General features: G+C 71.4%; 14 protein-coding genes and 1 pseudogene. 10 read left to right on the forward strand and 5 right to left on the reverse strand.

The window, feature by feature from the left end:
- Nucleotides 1–679: 679 nt before the first annotated feature.
- Complete coding sequence (locus tag ACWEKM_RS29200; RefSeq protein WP_451624242.1) at nucleotides 680–1,207, forward strand: YbjN domain-containing protein; 528 nt, start codon at nucleotides 680–682, stop codon at nucleotides 1,205–1,207.
- Nucleotides 1,208–1,266: 59 nt separating this feature from the next.
- Here ACWEKM_RS29200 and ACWEKM_RS29205 read toward each other — a convergent pair whose 3' ends face one another.
- Entirely contained in the window at nucleotides 1,267–2,481 is a 1,215-nt protein-coding gene (locus ACWEKM_RS29205) for a hypothetical protein (protein ID WP_451624243.1), read from the reverse strand.
- Nucleotides 2,482–2,717: 236 nt separating this feature from the next.
- On the opposite strand from ACWEKM_RS29205, the gene ACWEKM_RS29210 reads away from it, so the two are divergent.
- The gene (locus tag ACWEKM_RS29210) at nucleotides 2,718–3,203 is read left to right on the forward strand and encodes a prevent-host-death family protein (protein ID WP_451624244.1); all 486 of its coding nucleotides are present in this window, start codon (nucleotides 2,718–2,720) and stop codon (nucleotides 3,201–3,203) included.
- Nucleotides 3,200–3,550, forward strand: coding sequence for a hypothetical protein (locus ACWEKM_RS29215; protein WP_451624245.1), 351 nt, complete (start codon nucleotides 3,200–3,202; stop codon nucleotides 3,548–3,550). The genes ACWEKM_RS29210 and ACWEKM_RS29215 overlap by 4 nt, the downstream gene beginning before the upstream one ends.
- A 9-nt stretch (nucleotides 3,551–3,559) precedes the next feature.
- Here the strand turns inward: ACWEKM_RS29215 and ACWEKM_RS29220 are convergent.
- The 4 genes and pseudogenes from ACWEKM_RS29220 to ACWEKM_RS29235 form a co-directional block, all read right to left on the reverse strand.
- Nucleotides 3,560–3,799 (reverse strand): annotated as a pseudogene (locus tag ACWEKM_RS29220) (aminotransferase); the annotation flags it as partial.
- Nucleotides 3,800–3,814: 15 nt separating this feature from the next.
- Entirely contained in the window at nucleotides 3,815–4,075 is a 261-nt protein-coding gene (locus tag ACWEKM_RS29225; protein WP_451624246.1) for a Txe/YoeB family addiction module toxin, read from the reverse strand.
- A 10-nt stretch (nucleotides 4,076–4,085) separates the two neighbouring features.
- Entirely contained in the window at nucleotides 4,086–4,343 is a 258-nt protein-coding gene (locus ACWEKM_RS29230; protein ID WP_451624247.1) for a type II toxin-antitoxin system Phd/YefM family antitoxin, read from the reverse strand.
- Nucleotides 4,344–4,504: 161 nt separating this feature from the next.
- The gene (locus ACWEKM_RS29235; protein ID WP_451624248.1) at nucleotides 4,505–5,698 is read right to left on the reverse strand and encodes a pyridoxal phosphate-dependent aminotransferase; all 1,194 of its coding nucleotides are present in this window, start codon (nucleotides 5,696–5,698) and stop codon (nucleotides 4,505–4,507) included.
- Nucleotides 5,699–6,634: 936 nt separating this feature from the next.
- Here ACWEKM_RS29235 and ACWEKM_RS29240 point away from each other — a divergent pair.
- The 7 genes from ACWEKM_RS29240 (at nucleotide 6,635) to ACWEKM_RS29270 (ending at nucleotide 14,569) form a co-directional block, all read left to right on the forward strand.
- Entirely contained in the window at nucleotides 6,635–7,192 is a 558-nt protein-coding gene (locus ACWEKM_RS29240) for a DUF2617 family protein (protein ID WP_451624249.1), read from the forward strand.
- A gap of 100 nt (nucleotides 7,193–7,292) precedes the next feature.
- On the forward strand, nucleotides 7,293–8,945 hold the full coding sequence (locus tag ACWEKM_RS29245; protein ID WP_451624250.1) for a polyamine aminopropyltransferase: 1,653 nt from the start codon (nucleotides 7,293–7,295) through the stop codon (nucleotides 8,943–8,945).
- A 106-nt stretch (nucleotides 8,946–9,051) separates the two neighbouring features.
- On the forward strand, nucleotides 9,052–9,948 hold the full coding sequence (locus ACWEKM_RS29250) for an SRPBCC domain-containing protein (RefSeq protein ID WP_451624251.1): 897 nt from the start codon (nucleotides 9,052–9,054) through the stop codon (nucleotides 9,946–9,948).
- Nucleotides 9,949–10,232: 284 nt separating this feature from the next.
- Nucleotides 10,233–11,021 (forward strand): aldose epimerase family protein, encoded by a 789-nt coding sequence (locus ACWEKM_RS29255; RefSeq protein ID WP_451624252.1) that lies wholly within the window; start codon nucleotides 10,233–10,235, stop codon nucleotides 11,019–11,021.
- Between the two features lie 10 nt (nucleotides 11,022–11,031).
- Complete coding sequence (gene pyrE / locus ACWEKM_RS29260) at nucleotides 11,032–11,580, forward strand: orotate phosphoribosyltransferase (RefSeq protein ID WP_451624253.1); 549 nt, start codon at nucleotides 11,032–11,034, stop codon at nucleotides 11,578–11,580.
- Between the two features lie 156 nt (nucleotides 11,581–11,736).
- Nucleotides 11,737–12,759: a class II fructose-bisphosphate aldolase gene (gene fbaA, locus ACWEKM_RS29265; protein WP_451624254.1), complete on the forward strand. Its 1,023-nt coding sequence runs from the start codon at nucleotides 11,737–11,739 to the stop codon at nucleotides 12,757–12,759.
- Nucleotides 12,760–12,952: 193 nt separating this feature from the next.
- Nucleotides 12,953–14,569, forward strand: coding sequence for an MFS transporter (locus tag ACWEKM_RS29270; RefSeq protein ID WP_451624255.1), 1,617 nt, complete (start codon nucleotides 12,953–12,955; stop codon nucleotides 14,567–14,569).
- Nucleotides 14,570–14,859 lie beyond the last annotated feature (290 nt).

A 14,859-nucleotide genomic window follows, 5' to 3' on the forward strand; every position in this document is an offset into this window, starting at 1 on the left:
CGCCGGCGAATTCCGGGGGCGGTGCCACACGAGTGATCAACTGGCTGTGGCCAGGAGCTCAGCGGGCGCTCGGCTGGGGTTTCCCAGCCGAGCGTTTTGCGCGGGCGGGCGGTTGGTCGGTGGCCCTTGGCTGCGGCTGCGGCTGCGGCGCCGGGCGGGGTGGGGCTGTGCGGCGCGTCCGACGGCTCCGGTTCAGGTCGAGATGGGCGCCGTGCTCGCAGAACTCGGTAGGGGGCAGGAGGATGGATTCGGCGACCGGGAGCGTGCGGTCGTACGGCTCCGGGCTCTGCCGGAACTCGGTGTGACAGTTCGTGTCCAGCCAGGTCTGCGGCGTGCCCCGGGTCTGCAGGCGTGCACCGCGCGTCGTGCACCCCGTCATTGTGATCAGCGCCGTCGGCAACAGCGCGGGCGGTACGTGACCGCGGTGCGCAGACCCCACCTGGTCCGGACCCACCTGGTCGGGACCCACCTGGCCCGGCCCCGGGTGGCCCGGTCGCCCTGGTCGCCCCGGTCGGCCCGCGCGTCCGTCATCGTGCTGCCGGGTGCCGCCGTCCGCTCACCTGGATGTCATCGACCGGGCAGAACATGTCAGCCGAGCGCTGACAGGCCACGCCGGGGCTTGCCACCCCCCTCCCCGCATGGGGGAGGATGGCGGAATCCGCACGAAGGGAAAATCACGGTGAGCATCGACCCGTCCTCGATTCCGAACTTCGGGGGCCAGCCCGAGCCGCAGCCCCAAGGACCGGCGGGCCCCGTCGTCCCGGATCAGGACCTCGTGAAGCAGCTCCTCGACCAGATGGAGCTCAAGTACGTCGTCGACGACGAGGGTGACCTCGCGGCGCCGTGGGAGCAGTTCCGTACGTACTTCATGTTTCGTGGGGAGGCCGAACAGACGGTCTTCTCCGTGCGGACCTTCTACGACCGGCCCCACAAGATCGACGAGAAGCCGCAGCTCCTGGAGTCCATCGACGACTGGAACCGCAGGACCCTGTGGCCCAAGGTGTACACGCACACCCACGACGACGGTACCGTCCGCCTCATCGGCGAGGCGCAGATGCTGATCGGCACCGGCGTCGACCTCAACCACTTCGTCTCCTCCACGGTCAGCTGGGTGCGGGCCGCGATCGAGTTCGACAAGTGGCTGGTGGAACAGCTCGGCCTCGAACAGGAGGTCAACGAGGCGGACACGCCCGAGGACGAGGAGTGACACCTCGTCCCGCACGGTGACGCATGGCGTCCCGCGCGTGAGGCAGGGCGGCGTGGCGGCTACAGTGGCGTGCGAGCGATCACGACGAGGTAGGCGCCGTAGCCGAAGGAGAGCCCGGCCAGGCCGCAGACCACCACGGTCGCGTGCCAGGGCCGGGCTCTCGCCGTCCGCACCAGTGCCCGGGCCAGCGGGACCAGCAGCGGGAACGCGGGCAGCAGGAAGCGCGGCTTGGACTCGAAGAAGCCGGAACCGCCGAGCGCGATCAGCAGCAGGACGCCGCTGTACACGAGGAGCGGGAGCGGGGCGCGGTCCACGACGAGCAGTGCGTACAGCAGGACCGCCGCCACCATGATCAACAGCACCATGGGGAAGACCAGCCGGTTGCCCTGCATCAGCAGCCCCCGGACGAAGTGCAGCGAGCCGCGCCCCAGGTCGAACCTCGACCCCCACAGCCGCTGCACCTCGAAGTACCCGCCGAGCAGGTCGCTCTTGCGCCGGCCCACCCAGAGCACATAGGCCGTCCAGCCCAGGGGCGCGACCGCGGCGCCCGTCCACAGCCTGTGGGAAAACCGGCCGCGACGCCGGCGGATCCGGTACGCCTCACAGACCGCCGCCGCGAGCACGGCCGCGGCGACCGCGATGCCGTTGGGCCGGGACAACCCGGCGAGCGTGGCCAGGCCGCCCGCCCACATCCAGTTCCCGGCCAGTACGGCGTACAGGGACCAGGCCGCGAACGCGGTGAGCACGGGTTCCGTGTAGGCCATCGACAGCACGACGGAGTGCGGCAGCAGCCCCCACAGCACCACCAGCGTGATGCCCACGCCGGGCCCGTACAGGCGGGCCCCCACCGCGTGGATGCCGCAGGCGGCGATCCCGGCCGCGGCCCAGGACACCAGCAGTCCCGCGGCGCCCCCGCCGAGCGGCGTCAGGGCCGTCACGACCCGCACCAGGGCCGGATACAGCGGGAAGAACGCCAGGTCGCTGTGGATGACCGTCGGCTCGAAGAACAGGGTGCGGCCGTAGCCGTGCGCGGCGATGCCCAGGTACCAGACGGAGTCCCAGGAGCGGCCGAGCAGTGCCAGCGGCTGCTGGTCCCTGGCCCAGGCGGCCATGGCGAGCACGGCGATCCCGGCGAGCCGGGCGATGGCGAACACCCCGAGCGCGACCCCGCTCGCCGTCAGGGGGGACAGCCGGGTCCGGGCGCGCTCCCGGGGACCGGGCTCCTGGGACGCCGCGGCAGCGGCAGGGGCGAGGGTGGAACTGGCGTGGCTCACATTTCCGCAGCTTGCAGCGGTGAGCCCGGGGACGCGAGCAGTGTGCGCCCGAGTGGGTTCGCTTCGGCCGCCATCGGCGTGGCGACGTGACAGAACTGGGCCCGGCCCTCACCCGCCCGATCCCCGTGCCGGATGGTCACCGCCGCCCGCCGACGCCGCAACGAGAACGTTGCCACGCACCGACTCGGCCCCCGGCAACGCTCGAAATCAGAGAAAAATCAGAATACAGTCTGAGTATGAGCATCGTGCACTCGGCATTCGACTCGGAATCTGTCTCGTTCACCGATCTGTCCCGGAACCCGAAGGGCATCGCCGCCAGGGCCGCCGCCCTGGGATGCCTGCGTGTCACGCACCGAGACGCGCCCGACATGGTGCTGACCACCGCCATACACGCAGAGCGCACCGAGGAGAACCTGACTACGGCGTCCCGGCTGTTCCTTGCCCTGATGAAGCAGGACGACGGTGCCAAGTCGCTTCTGCTCGCGCTGCCCGAGGTGTTCCCGTGGGTGCGCCATCTGGACGCTGAAGAGGTCCGGGAATTCACTGTCGAGCTTCTGGGCGCGCTGTCCGATGCCGCTGAACTGGGCGCCAGGGAGGCTGTGCACCGAGCGATCGTCTCGTGGCAGGCAACCGCCCGCATCAACGCCGACCCGGACCAGCTCAGGGAAGCGCTCCGTCCGCTTGGCGACATCGACCTCGGCCCCGTCGAGGTGCACGAGTGAGCCCGAAGAAAGGCGATCGGGTCAGCGTCCCTCCGCTGAGCGGCTGGAACGTCGCTCACGGGACGACAGAGGCCGCGAACGGCTGGGAGGAACTGTGCCGGGTGGCGCTGCCGAACGCGCATCGCTGCCTGGAGACCCTTCGTGCGGACCCGCTGTCGCGGTCCAACTGGAACCGCCGGCACCAGCTCCGAGGCAGGCACGCCACCAGGGAATGGAAGGGCTCTGAGCTGGAGCAGCGGGAGTACGAGATCACCAGCGGCGGCCGGGTCCGCTACCTGGTCAGCCCGGACACCTCGACTGTGGTCCTTGTGTATGCCTCCCCGCGGCATCCGAAGGACACCGAATAGCCTCGACTGTTATGCGGCCAGGCTCTTGAGTCGTGCCGCCGCCTCCTCCAGCACGCTTGTCCGCTCGCAGAACGCGAATCACACAAAGGGCGCACCCTGCCCACGGCGGTCGTAGAAGACGGCGTTGGGAATGGCGACGACGCCCGCGCGTTCCGGCAGGGTGCGGCAGAAGGCGAAGCCGTCCTTCTCGCCCAGTGGGCGGATGTCGGTGGTGATGAAGTACGTGCCGACGGGCCGGAAGACCTCGAAGTGTCCGACCCCGAGTCAGCTTTCGTAGTGGTAGCGGCACTGTGCGATCAGGACGCCGTCCTCGGTGGCCTTGTAGATCAGTCGGTGCTCGTCGTTGATGCGGCGCGACCAGTAGGCCTGGAACCCGTGCTTGAGCGGTTCCGGTTTGCCGATGCCCTCGTTGCCGTTCCGGGCGGTGTCCGCGATGAGCGTGTTGATGCGCTTCAGGACCTTCCGGTCCTGAAGCTGCCACCACAGGTAGTCCTCCCAGGCGCGGGAGGAGAAGGTGATCTTCAACTCGCGGCCCTTATGCGTCGGTCGCCAGCTCGCGTACGGTGCCGCCGCCGTTTTCCAGCTCGTCGATGGACGCGAGCAGGCGCCGGGCGTTCGCCGGGCTTCGCAGCAGGTATGCCGTCTCCTTCAGGGACTCGTAGTCCTCGAGGGAGACTATGACGACCGGCTCATGTCCGGCCCGGGTGATGATGACTTCTTCGCGGTCGTCGGTGACGGAGTTGAGCACCTCGGCGTACCGTGCGCGAGACTCGGAATAGGTCATGGTCTTCACGATCAACCCTCCTTGACGTACAAGAAATTGTACGTTGGCACTTGTGGTGTGGCAAGCGCCGGAATGACGGCCGTGACCGGGCGGCCTCCGCGCGAAAGTTCCCTGGGGGTGAGGGACGGCAGGCAACGAGGAATGCGACGACCGGCCTCATGGGGCGGCGGTCAGTGCGCGAACGCCTTGCGGAGCCGTTCCGCCGCGTCCACCAGTACCTCAGTGCGTTTGCAGAAGGCGAACCGGACGAAGGGCGCGCCCTCCTCGCGGTGGTCGTAGAAGACCGCGTTCGGGATGGCGACGACACCCGCCCGCTCGGGGAGAGCGCGGCAGAAGGCGAGGCCGTCGGTGTCGCCGAGGGGCCGGATGTCGGTGGTGACGAAGTAGGTTCCGCTCGGTCGGAAGACGGTGAAGCCTGCGTCGGTGAGGCCCGCGCTGAGCAGATCACGCTTGGCGCGCAGGTCGTCGCGGAAGGCATCGAAGTAGGTGTCGGGCAGGCGCAGGGCCTCGGCGACGGCGTACTGGAAGGGACCGGAGGCGACGTACGTCAGGAATTGCTTGGCGGAACGGACGGCGGTCACGAGTTCCGCGGTACCGGTCACCCAGCCGACCTTCCAGCCGGTGAACGAGAAGGTCTTTCCGGCGGAGCCGATGGTGACCGTGCGGTCGCGCATGCCGGGGAACGTGGCCAGCGGCAGATGCTCCGCGTCGTCGAACACCAGGTGCTCGTACACCTCGTCCGTCACCACCAGCAGGTCCCGCTCGACTGCGAGTGCGGCGATCGCGGCCAGCTCCTCGCGGGTGAGCACCGTCCCCGTCGGATTGTGCGGGGTGTTGACCAGCAGCAGCCGGGTGCGGTTCGTCACCGCGGCGCGCAGCTCGTCGAGGTCGAGGCGGAAGCCGCCCTCGTGCGGGCGGAGCGTCACCGGCACCCGGGTGCCGCCCGCCATCGCGATGCTCGCCGCGTAGGAGTCGTAGTACGGCTCCAACGCGATGACCTCGTCCCCGGGCTCCAGCAGCGCGAGCAGCGTCGCCGCGATCGCCTCCGTCGCGCCCGCCGTCACCAGCACCTCGGTGTCGGGGTCGTGGGCCAGGCCGTAGCGGCGCTCCTGGTGCGCGGCGATGGCCGTCCGCAGTTCGGGGATGCCGGGCCCCGGCGGGTACTGGTTGCCGCGGCCCTCGCGCAACGCGCGCACGGCCGCCTCCCGTACCTCGTCGGGGCCGTCAGTGTCGGGGAAGCCCTGGCCCAGGTTGATCGATCCGGTCCGCACCGCCAGGGCGGACATCTCGGCGAAGATCGTCGTCCCGAACTCGGCGAGCCGACGGTTGAGCAGTGGGCGTGCGCTGGATGTCATGCCGGTCATCCTGCGCCGAAGCTCTGGAGTTCCTCAACTCTGCTTTGGCCTTCCGGGCGGCCGGGCATCCCTCGTGCACACGGCAGTCACGCCGCACGCGAGGCGCCCACGGGGGGTCGCTTCGGGGGAACGGAAGGAGGGTGGCGCCATGGTTTTCGGCATCATCCTGGCGGTGATCGTGATCCTGTTCATCGGGTCCGTGGCGGGCGGATCGCGCAAACGGAAGAAGGGCAAGAACAAGAAGGGGGCAACGGCCGGGACGGGCGGGCAGGTGAAGAAGGGGGCGCAGGTCAGGAACCGTCGTGGTCGGGGGGCCCGTTCGTCCTCATCCTCATCCTCATCCTCGTCTTCGTCCGACGCCGGGGGGAGTTGGTGGGCCGGTGACTCGGGCGGCTCGTCCTCGGGCGGACATGGCGGACATGGCGGGCATGGAGGGCACTCGTGCGGCGGCGGCCACTCCTGTGGTGGTGGCTCGTCGTGCGGCGGCGGGGGTGGATGCGGCGGAGGCAGCTGACACGGGGCAGCCGAGCTTCACCGCGCACCACGAACCGCACCACCACGAACCGCACCACCACGAACCGCGGTCCGGGCCGCACCACGAACCGCGGTCCGGGCCGCGTACCGGGCGCCCGTCGGGTGAAGGCATCCGACGGGCGCTCAGCCATATCCAGAACGCGCCCCGCGTACGCCGTAGTTGAACAATTGAGCTGTAGAGCCCTCTGAGGGATGGAAACCCCATGAACTTGGGTAAAAACGCTGTGGCGGCACCACAGTTCGTGATTCCCTCTAAATCACCGACGCAGCCCCTCGGACGTCCGGCGGACAGCCCACTCCTTGGCTGGGCCGGCTGGGCCGACCGGGCTGATGTGGCCTGTCTCCCGGTGTCGACCGGGGTGTGCCGGACCACACTCCCTCTTCTTCCTTGTGTGCTAGCGGAGCCGACCCATGCTCACGACCCTCACCACCTCCTACACCGACACGTGCGCGGCCGACCTCGCCTGGACGCTGGGGCGCGAGCCGCTCCCCGCCCTCGCCACGCTCGACCTCGAACTGACCGGGGCGAAGCTCCAGATGAGACTGCTCGGCGCGTCCCACCAGGTACTCCTTGAGGAGGAGCAGGGCGCCTGCTCGGAGACGGTGGCGTGCATTCCGGGATCCAGCACGCCGCTGCCGCTGGGCGTCGCCAAGCGCGTCGGCGACTGGGAGTACGAGTTCGCGGCCCGCGTGGAGTCCCTCGCGCCCGGCTCCTTCGCGGGCCGCGCCCAGGAACTGCTGGCCCTGGTCTCCGACCATCCCTGCGGTCTCGTCGGCGTCTTCCCCGGCAGTCCGTACGCCTTCACGGCGATGCTCGCCCAGCGCCACGAGGGCCAGGTGCACTGGCGCACCTGGCACGCGTATCCGCAGGACGGCCAACTGGTGGCCACACGAACCCGGGTGGGCGTGCGAGTGCCGATGCCCTCGGCGGAACCCGGTCCGGGCGCCGCACCGATTGTGGCGGGATAAACACCCTTCGTGGCGGGATAAACACCCTGTGCGTCATGCGCGGGCAGTTCCACACGTGTGGGTGACGAAGCGTGCCCGTCATGTGACGTAACGTCGCAGAGTGATCGAACCGCACGCCCCCGCCCCTCCGGGTGCCCCGCTGCTCCGGGCCGGGCCCGCACGGCTGTCCGTCCGGCCGACGACCGGACGGTTCCTGGTCCTCGCGGGCGTCTTCGTCTGCGCGGCCTGCGGACTCGTCTACGAACTCGAACTGGTCGCCCTCGCCTCGTACTTGATAGGCGACTCGGTCACCCAGGCATCCGTCGTGCTGTCCGTCATGGTCTTCGCGATGGGACTCGGCTCGCTCGCCGCGAAGCGGCTGCGCCGGCACGCTGCAGCTGCCTTCGGCGCCGTCGAAGCCGGCCTCGCCCTGGTCGGCGGTTGCAGCGCGATGGCGCTCTACGCGGTGTTCGCCTGGACCGGCGACTGGGGCGGCCTGTGGGCCAACGGCCCCCGCTGTCTGCTCGTCACCTTCTCGCTCGCCATCGGCCTGCTGATCGGCGCCGAGGTGCCGTTGCTGATGGAGCTGATCCAGCGTATCCGGCGGCAGGACGCGGGCGGCGCGGTCGCCGACCTGTTCGCGGCGGACTACGTCGGCGCGCTCGTCGGCGGCCTCGCCTTCCCGTTCCTCCTGCTGCCGTTCCTCGGCCAGTTGACCGGCGCGCTGCTCACCGGAGCGGTCAACGCCCTCGCGGGCGGCGCCCTGGTCCTCGGCCTGTTCCGCCGCGACCTGACCCGCCGCGCCCGCTGGCTGCTGCTGCTCGCCAACCTCATCGTGCTCGGCGTCCTCGCCTCCGCCGCCGTCCTCGTCGACGACTTCGAACGCCTCGCCCGGCAGGCGGTGTACGGCGGGGACGTACGGGTGGCCGTCCAGACCGACGTCCAGGAGGTGGTCCTCACCGGCGGCACCGGCGGACACCCGCTCGATCTGTACCTGGACGGCCGACTGCGGGTCGGCGGCCGGGACGAGGGCCGCTACCACGAGGCGCTGGTCCATCCCGCGATGGCCGGCCCGCACGCGCGCGTGCTCATCCTCGGCGGCGGGGACGGGCTGGCGGCGCGGGAAGTGCTGCGTTACCCGGACGTGCGGCGGGTCGACATCGTCGAACTCGACGCGGGCCTCGTCCGGCTGGCCCGCCGCGACCCGGGGCTGTCCGCGCTCAACGGCCACGCGTACCTCGACCATCGCGTCCATGTCACGACCCAGGACCCGTTCCGCTGGCTGCGCGGGGCGCCCACGGGGGCGTACGACGTCGTGATCGCTGATCTGCCCGACCCCGATATCACGGCGAGTACGAAGCTGTATGCGGAGGAGTTCTACGGGCTCACCCGGCGGGTGCTGGCCAAGGACGGCCGGCTGGCGGTGCACGCGGGACCGGTGGCGGCCCGGCCCCGCGTCTTCTGGACGGTGGAGGCCACGATGCGCGCGGCCGGCCTCGGCACCAGCCCGTACCGCGTGCCCGGCCACGACACCGGCCATGACACCGGTTCAACGGCGGGGCCCGACCGCTCCACGGGCGCCTCCCGCACCCCGTACGACTGGGGTTTTGTGCTGGCCGGGTCGGGCCCCGCCGCGCCGCCGCTGCGCCTGGACCCGTCCGGACCACGGCCGCGCACGCTGACACCACAGGACCTCGCGGCGAACGCCCGCGCGGCGGCCCGTACGCGGATCAGAGGGGTGCCGCCCTCGACGCTGGTGCATCCGCGGTATTGACGATTCGCAGTATTGACGATCCGCGGTATTGACGATCCGCGGTATGGACGACCGGACCGCGCGCAGGAGGGTACGTACCGGTCGCTCGTGGGTAGGCTCAGCCGACATGGGGCATGAGGTCGTGGTTCCGGTTCCGGTCGAGCGGCTGAGGCGGGCGCTCGCCGAGCCCGCGCGCATCGCCCGGGCGGTTCCCGGGCTCCAGCAGGACGCCGGTGCCGAGCCGGTCGCCGGGCGGCTGAAGCTGCGCGTCGGCGGTCATTCCATCACCTACCGCGGGTCGCTGCGCGTCTTGGCGCGCGACGACGGGTCGTACGCCGTCGAGGGCGAGGCGACCGAGGCCCGCGGCACCGGCACGGTCAAGCTCGCCCTCACCCTCACCCTCCGCCTCCGGGACGCCGACGACGGCACCGCGGTCACCGTGGACGGCACCGCCTCCGCGGACGGACGTATCGCCGAACTGCCCGCGGACACGGTGAGTTCGGCGGCGATCCGGCTGCTGAACCGCTTCGTGGAGGCCCTGGCGACGACACCGGACGACTATCCCGGGCCCGCACCGGAGGCCGAAGAAGCGGGCGGCGCCAAACCCGAGGCCGGGGCCGTTGCCGACGGTGGACCCGGGCCCCGGTCCGGGCACGGGCCCAAGGCCGAGGCCGATCGGGGATCCGATGGCGCGGCCGCCAGCCGGCCCGAGGAGGAGCCCGAGGAGGAGGGCGCGGCCTCCGCGTTCGAGACCGAGGCCGACGAGGAAGGCTCCGCGGGCTTCGCCGCCGCCGACGGATCGCCCGCCGACGGCCCGCCCGCCGAGGCGGCGCACGCGCGCCGGACGATGATCGGCCGCAGCGCGGAGGAGGTGGACCACGCCCCGCCGCGCGGCCGCTACGCCCCCGTACCGGCCCCGGAGACCGTCGGCGGGCACTCGACGCTGCGGTGGGCCGCCCCCGCGGCGGCACTCGCGCTGGCGTCGGCGATCGTGGTCGGCCGGGCGCTGCGCCGCCGCCACTGACGGCCGTCGCCGACCTTGGACCCGGACCGCCGCAGCTGACGGTGGTCCCGACTCCGGACCCGGACTGCCGCAGCTGACGGTGGTCCCGACTCCGGACCCGGACCGCCGTCGCTGATGGTGGCTCCGGCCTCGGACCCGGACCGTCGCCGTTGACGGTGGTCCCGGCCTCGGACCCGGACTGCCGCCGCTGACGGCCGTCGCCGACCCCAAACCCCCATCCCCACCCCACCCTCACCGCCGTCGCGGAACGAACACACTCTTGATCGCCCCAGTAGGGTCGTCCCGTGAGCAATGAACCGATCACGCTGACCGCGGGCGACGCGGAAGTGAGCCTGCGGCCGGACAACGGCGGCCGGGTCGCAGGGCTCCGGATCGCCGGTACCGAACTCCTCCGGCAGGGCGACCGCTTCGGCTGCTTCCCGATGGTCCCCTGGTGCGGCCGGATCAGGGACGGCCGCTTCCTGAACGGCGCCACCGCGCACCAGATGCCGCTCAACTCCCCGCCGCACGCCATCCACGGCACCGCCCGCGACGGAGCCTGGCGCACCGCCCGCGTCGGCACCGACGAGGTAGTCCTCACGTATGACCTGGTCGAGCCCTGGCCCTACCCCGGCCGGGTCACCCAGATCGCCGCCCTGGCCGAGGACGCCCTGACGCTCACCCTGTCCGTCGAGACGTATGACTCGTCCTTCCCGGCGCAGCTCGGCTGGCATCCGTGGTTCAACCGAAACCTGGGCGGCGAGGACGTGCGGCTCGACTTCAGCCCCGCCTGGCAGGAGGAGCGCGGCGCCGACCAGCTGCCCACCGGCAACCGCGTCGACCCCCGCCCCGGCCCCTGGGACGACTGCTTCGGCATGCCCGACGGCGTCGACGTCACGCTCACCTGGCCCGGATGGCTGGAGCTGACGGTGACCAGCCCGGAGCAGTGGGTCGTCGTCTACGACGAGCAGGAGGCCGCCGTCTGCGTCGAGCCGCAGACCGGCCCGCCCAACGGGCTCAACACCCTGCCGCGCCTGGTCACGCCGCTGGAGCCGCTGGAGGCCACGACCACCTGGCGCTGGCGCCGCCTCTAAGCTGGTCGGCATGACGGACGTACGTGGCGCGCTGCTGCAGCAGATCAAGGACAAGGCCGTGGTGCACGGCAAGGTGACCCTGTCGTCGGGTCTGGAAGCCGATTACTACGTCGACCTGCGCCGCGTCACCCTCGACGGGGAGGCCGCCCCGCTGGTCGGGCAGGTGCTGCTGGACCTCACCGCGGACCTCGACTTCGACGCCGTGGGCGGGCTGACCATGGGTGCCGACCCGGTCGCCGGCGCGCTGCTGCACGCCGCCGCCGCGCGGGGCCGCCGGCTGGACGCGTTCGTCGTACGGAAGGCGGCCAAGGCGCACGGCCTGCAGCGGCGGGTCGAGGGCCCCGAGATCAAGGGCCGCCGGGTGCTGGTCGTCGAGGACACCTCCACCACGGGCGGCTCGCCGCTCACCGCCGTGGCGGCGGTGCGCGAGGCGGGCGCCGAGGTCGTCGCCGTCGCGACCATCGTGGACCGGGCGACGGGTGCCGCCGAGAAGATCAGGGAGGGCGCGGGCGTGCCCTACCTGTTCGCCTATTCGAAGGACGAGTTGGGGCTGGACTGACGCACGGCGTCGACCACGACCCGGTGGCCGCGCGGCCGGGGCGCCGAGCACGGGCTCATGTCTGGAAAGATGGGAACGACGATGACGTCACCCTCAAGGTCTAGGTCAGGGCCGTAGTACGCAGATCGCCGACCCGCACACCCAAGGAGCGGACAGATGCCCATCTCAACCCCCGAGGTCTACAACGAGATGCTCGACCGGGCGAAGGCAGGCAAGTTCGCCTACCCGGCCATCAACGTCACCTCCAGCCAGACCCTGAACGCTGCTCTGCGCGGCTTCGCCGAGGCGGAGAGCGACGGCATCATCCAGATCTCCACGGGTGGCGCCGAGTTCCTGGGCGGTCAGTACAGCAAGGACATGGTGACCGGCGCGGTGGCCCTGGCCGAGTACGCGCACATCGTCGCCGAGAAGTACCCGGTGACGGTCGCCCTGCACACCGACCACTGCCCGAAGGACAAGCTCGACGGGTATGTGCGTCCGCTGCTCGCGATCTCCGAGGAGCGCGTGAAGGCCGGCCAGAACCCGCTGTTCCAGTCCCACATGTGGGACGGCTCCGCCGAGACGCTGGCCGACAACCTGACCATCGCGCAGGAACTCCTTGAGCGCGCCCGCGCCGCCAAGATCATCCTTGAGGTGGAGATCACCCCGACCGGCGGCGAGGAGGACGGCGTCTCGCACGAGATCAACGACTCCCTCTACACGACGGTCGAGGACGCGATCCGCACGGCGGAGGCGCTCGGTCTCGGCGAGAAGGGCCGCTACCTGCTGGCCGCGTCCTTCGGCAATGTGCACGGCGTGTACAAGCCGGGCAACGTGGTGCTCCGCCCCGAGCTGCTGAAGGAGCTGAACGACGGCGTCGCCGCGAAGTACGGCAAGCCGTCTCCGTTCGACTTCGTCTTCCACGGCGGCTCCGGCTCCACCGAGCAGGAGATCCAGACGGCGCTGGAGAACGGCGTCGTGAAGATGAACATCGACACGGACACCCAGTACGCCTTCACGCGTCCGGTCGCCGACCACATGCTCAAGAACTACGACGGCGTCCTGAAGGTCGACGGCGAGGTCGGCTCCAAGAAGACGTACGACCCGCGCACCTGGGGCAAGCTGGCCGAGGCGTCGATGGCCCGGCGCGTCGTCGAGGCCACGCAGAACCTGCGGTCGGCCGGCACGAAGATCAAGTAGCTCGGGCGGCTCATCCGGCGGCCGTCGGCGAGACGTCTCCGGTGACCCCGATGAGTGACCTCGATAGGTGCCTCCGATAGGAGACTTCGTTCGGTGCCTTCGTTCGGTGACTCCGTTTGGTGGCTCCGTTCGGTGCCTCAGTTTTCCGTGAGCCCGGCCCGCCGTGGGGCCGGGCTCGCTGTATACCTGGGACATGCCCGACGTCCGGCTGTCCTCGCCCCAGGGCAAGTGGATTCTGCTCACCACGGTGCTCGGATCCAGCATGGCCATGCTGGACTCGACCGTCGTCAACGTGGCGCTGCCGCGCATCGGCCGCGACCTGAACGTGAACCTGGCGGCCCTTCAATGGACGGTCAACGCGTACCTGGTGACGCTGGCCGGGCTGATCCTGCTCGGCGGTTCGCTGGGTGACCGCTACGGCCGGCGCAAGGTCTTCGTGATCGGGGTCGTCTGGTTCGCGTCGGCCTCCCTGCTGTGCGGGCTCGCCCCGAGCGCCGGTGTCCTCGTCGGCGCCCGCGCCCTCCAGGGCATCGGCGGCGCCCTCCTGACCCCCGGCTCCCTCGCGCTCATCCAGGCATCCCTCCATCCCGACGACCGGGCCAGGGCGGTCGGCCTGTGGTCGGGGTTCGGGGGCATCGGCGCGGCCGTCGGGCCCTTCCTGGGCGGCTGGCTGGTGGACGGCCCCGGCTGGCGCTGGGTGTTCCTGCTCAACGTTCCGCTGGCGCTGCTGTGCGCCCCCATCGCCGTGCGGCACGTCCCCGAGTCCGGTGGGCGCGAGTTCCGGCCGGGCGGGGCCGAGGGTGGCGGGGCGGGCGCCGGAGTGGGGGGTGCGGCGGGGGCCGACGATGGTGGCGCGGTGGGCGCTCCTGGCCGTTTCGATGTGCTGGGCGCGGCCCTCGGCGCGCTCGCCCTGGCCCTGGTGACGTACGCCCTGATCGAGGCCGGCCAGGGCTCCCTCGTCGTCGCCGTCACGGCGGTGGCGGGGGTCGCGGCCGGCGTAGCCTTCGTGTACGTCGAGAAGCACCACCCCGACCCGATGATGCCGCTCGACATCTTCGCGTCCCGGCAGTTCACGGTGGTCAACCTGGTCACGCTGTGCGTCTACGCGGCCTTCGGCGGCTTCTTCTTCCTGACCGCGCTGCAACTCCAGGTCGTGGTGGGCTACTCGCCGCTCCAGGCCGGTACGGCGCTGCTGCCGACCACCGCCTTGATGCTGCTGTTCTCGGCGCGCTCGGGCGCGCTGGCCGACCGCATCGGGCCGCGCATCCCGCTCACCGTCGGGCCGCTGCTCTGCGCGGTCGCGATGCTGCTGATGCTGCGGGTGGGCAAGGGCGCCGACTATCTCCCGGACGTGCTGCCCGCGCTGCTGGTCATGGGCGCGGGCATGGTCACCCTGGTCGCCCCGCTCACCGCGACGGTGCTCGCCTCCGTGGACACGGCGCGGGCGGGGCTGGCCAGCGGCATCAACAACGCCGCGGCCCGCGCCGCCGGGCTGATCGCGGTGGCCGCGCTGCCGCTGCTGGCCGGGATGGGCCCGGAGGCGTACCGCTCGCCGGACGCCTTCGACGCGTCGTTCCGGCGGGCGATGCCGCTGTGCGCGGCGATCCTGGTGGTGGGCGCGGCCCTGGCCTTCGCCGCGGTCCGCCGCCCGCCCCCGGACTGCGACCGTCCGAAATGCCGCACCCACGGCAACATCACGACCCCTCCCCTGGAGGCGGGGCGGATGCGGGGCGGCGCGATGCCGGGGGACGGGGGGACAGGGGACGGGGGGATGGGAGACAGGAGGATGGGAGACGGCGGGGCGGGGTGAGGCCGGGGTTGCGAGGGTTGCCGGGGGATTGCGAGGGTTGCCGGGGCCGCTGGTGAGGCGGGGCGACACGGTGATGGGACGACGCCGGGGGATGGCCGGGGCGTCGTCGGCCGGGGCGGTCGGGCGAACCGGGAGGGTGGGAGGTGATGGGCCCGTCCGCGGTAGTGGGCGTGTCCACGAGGGCGGGCCCGTTCGCGGGGTGGGCCCGTCCACGGTGGTGGGCCCGTTCGCGGTGGTGGGCCCGTTCGCGGGGGCGGGCCCGGTGGGGTGGGCGGGCCCGGTCGGGTGGT

The organism is Streptomyces sp. NPDC004752 (genome assembly GCF_053601275.1).

Bases quoted from the DNA above. Each gene is read 5' to 3' on its own strand.
- ACWEKM_RS29210 (WP_451624244.1), top strand. From the start codon at position 2,718: ATGAGCATCGTGCACTCGGCATTCGACTCGGAATCTGTCTCGTTCACC.
- ACWEKM_RS29235 (WP_451624248.1), bottom strand. From the start codon at position 5,698: ATGACCGGCATGACATCCAGCGCACGCCCACTGCTCAACCGTCGGCTC.
- ACWEKM_RS29240 (WP_451624249.1), top strand. From the start codon at position 6,635: ATGCTCACGACCCTCACCACCTCCTACACCGACACGTGCGCGGCCGAC.
- ACWEKM_RS29250 (WP_451624251.1), top strand. From the start codon at position 9,052: ATGGGGCATGAGGTCGTGGTTCCGGTTCCGGTCGAGCGGCTGAGGCGG.
- pyrE (WP_451624253.1), top strand. From the start codon at position 11,032: ATGACGGACGTACGTGGCGCGCTGCTGCAGCAGATCAAGGACAAGGCC.
- fbaA (WP_451624254.1), top strand. From the start codon at position 11,737: ATGCCCATCTCAACCCCCGAGGTCTACAACGAGATGCTCGACCGGGCG.
- ACWEKM_RS29270 (WP_451624255.1), top strand. From the start codon at position 12,953: ATGCCCGACGTCCGGCTGTCCTCGCCCCAGGGCAAGTGGATTCTGCTC.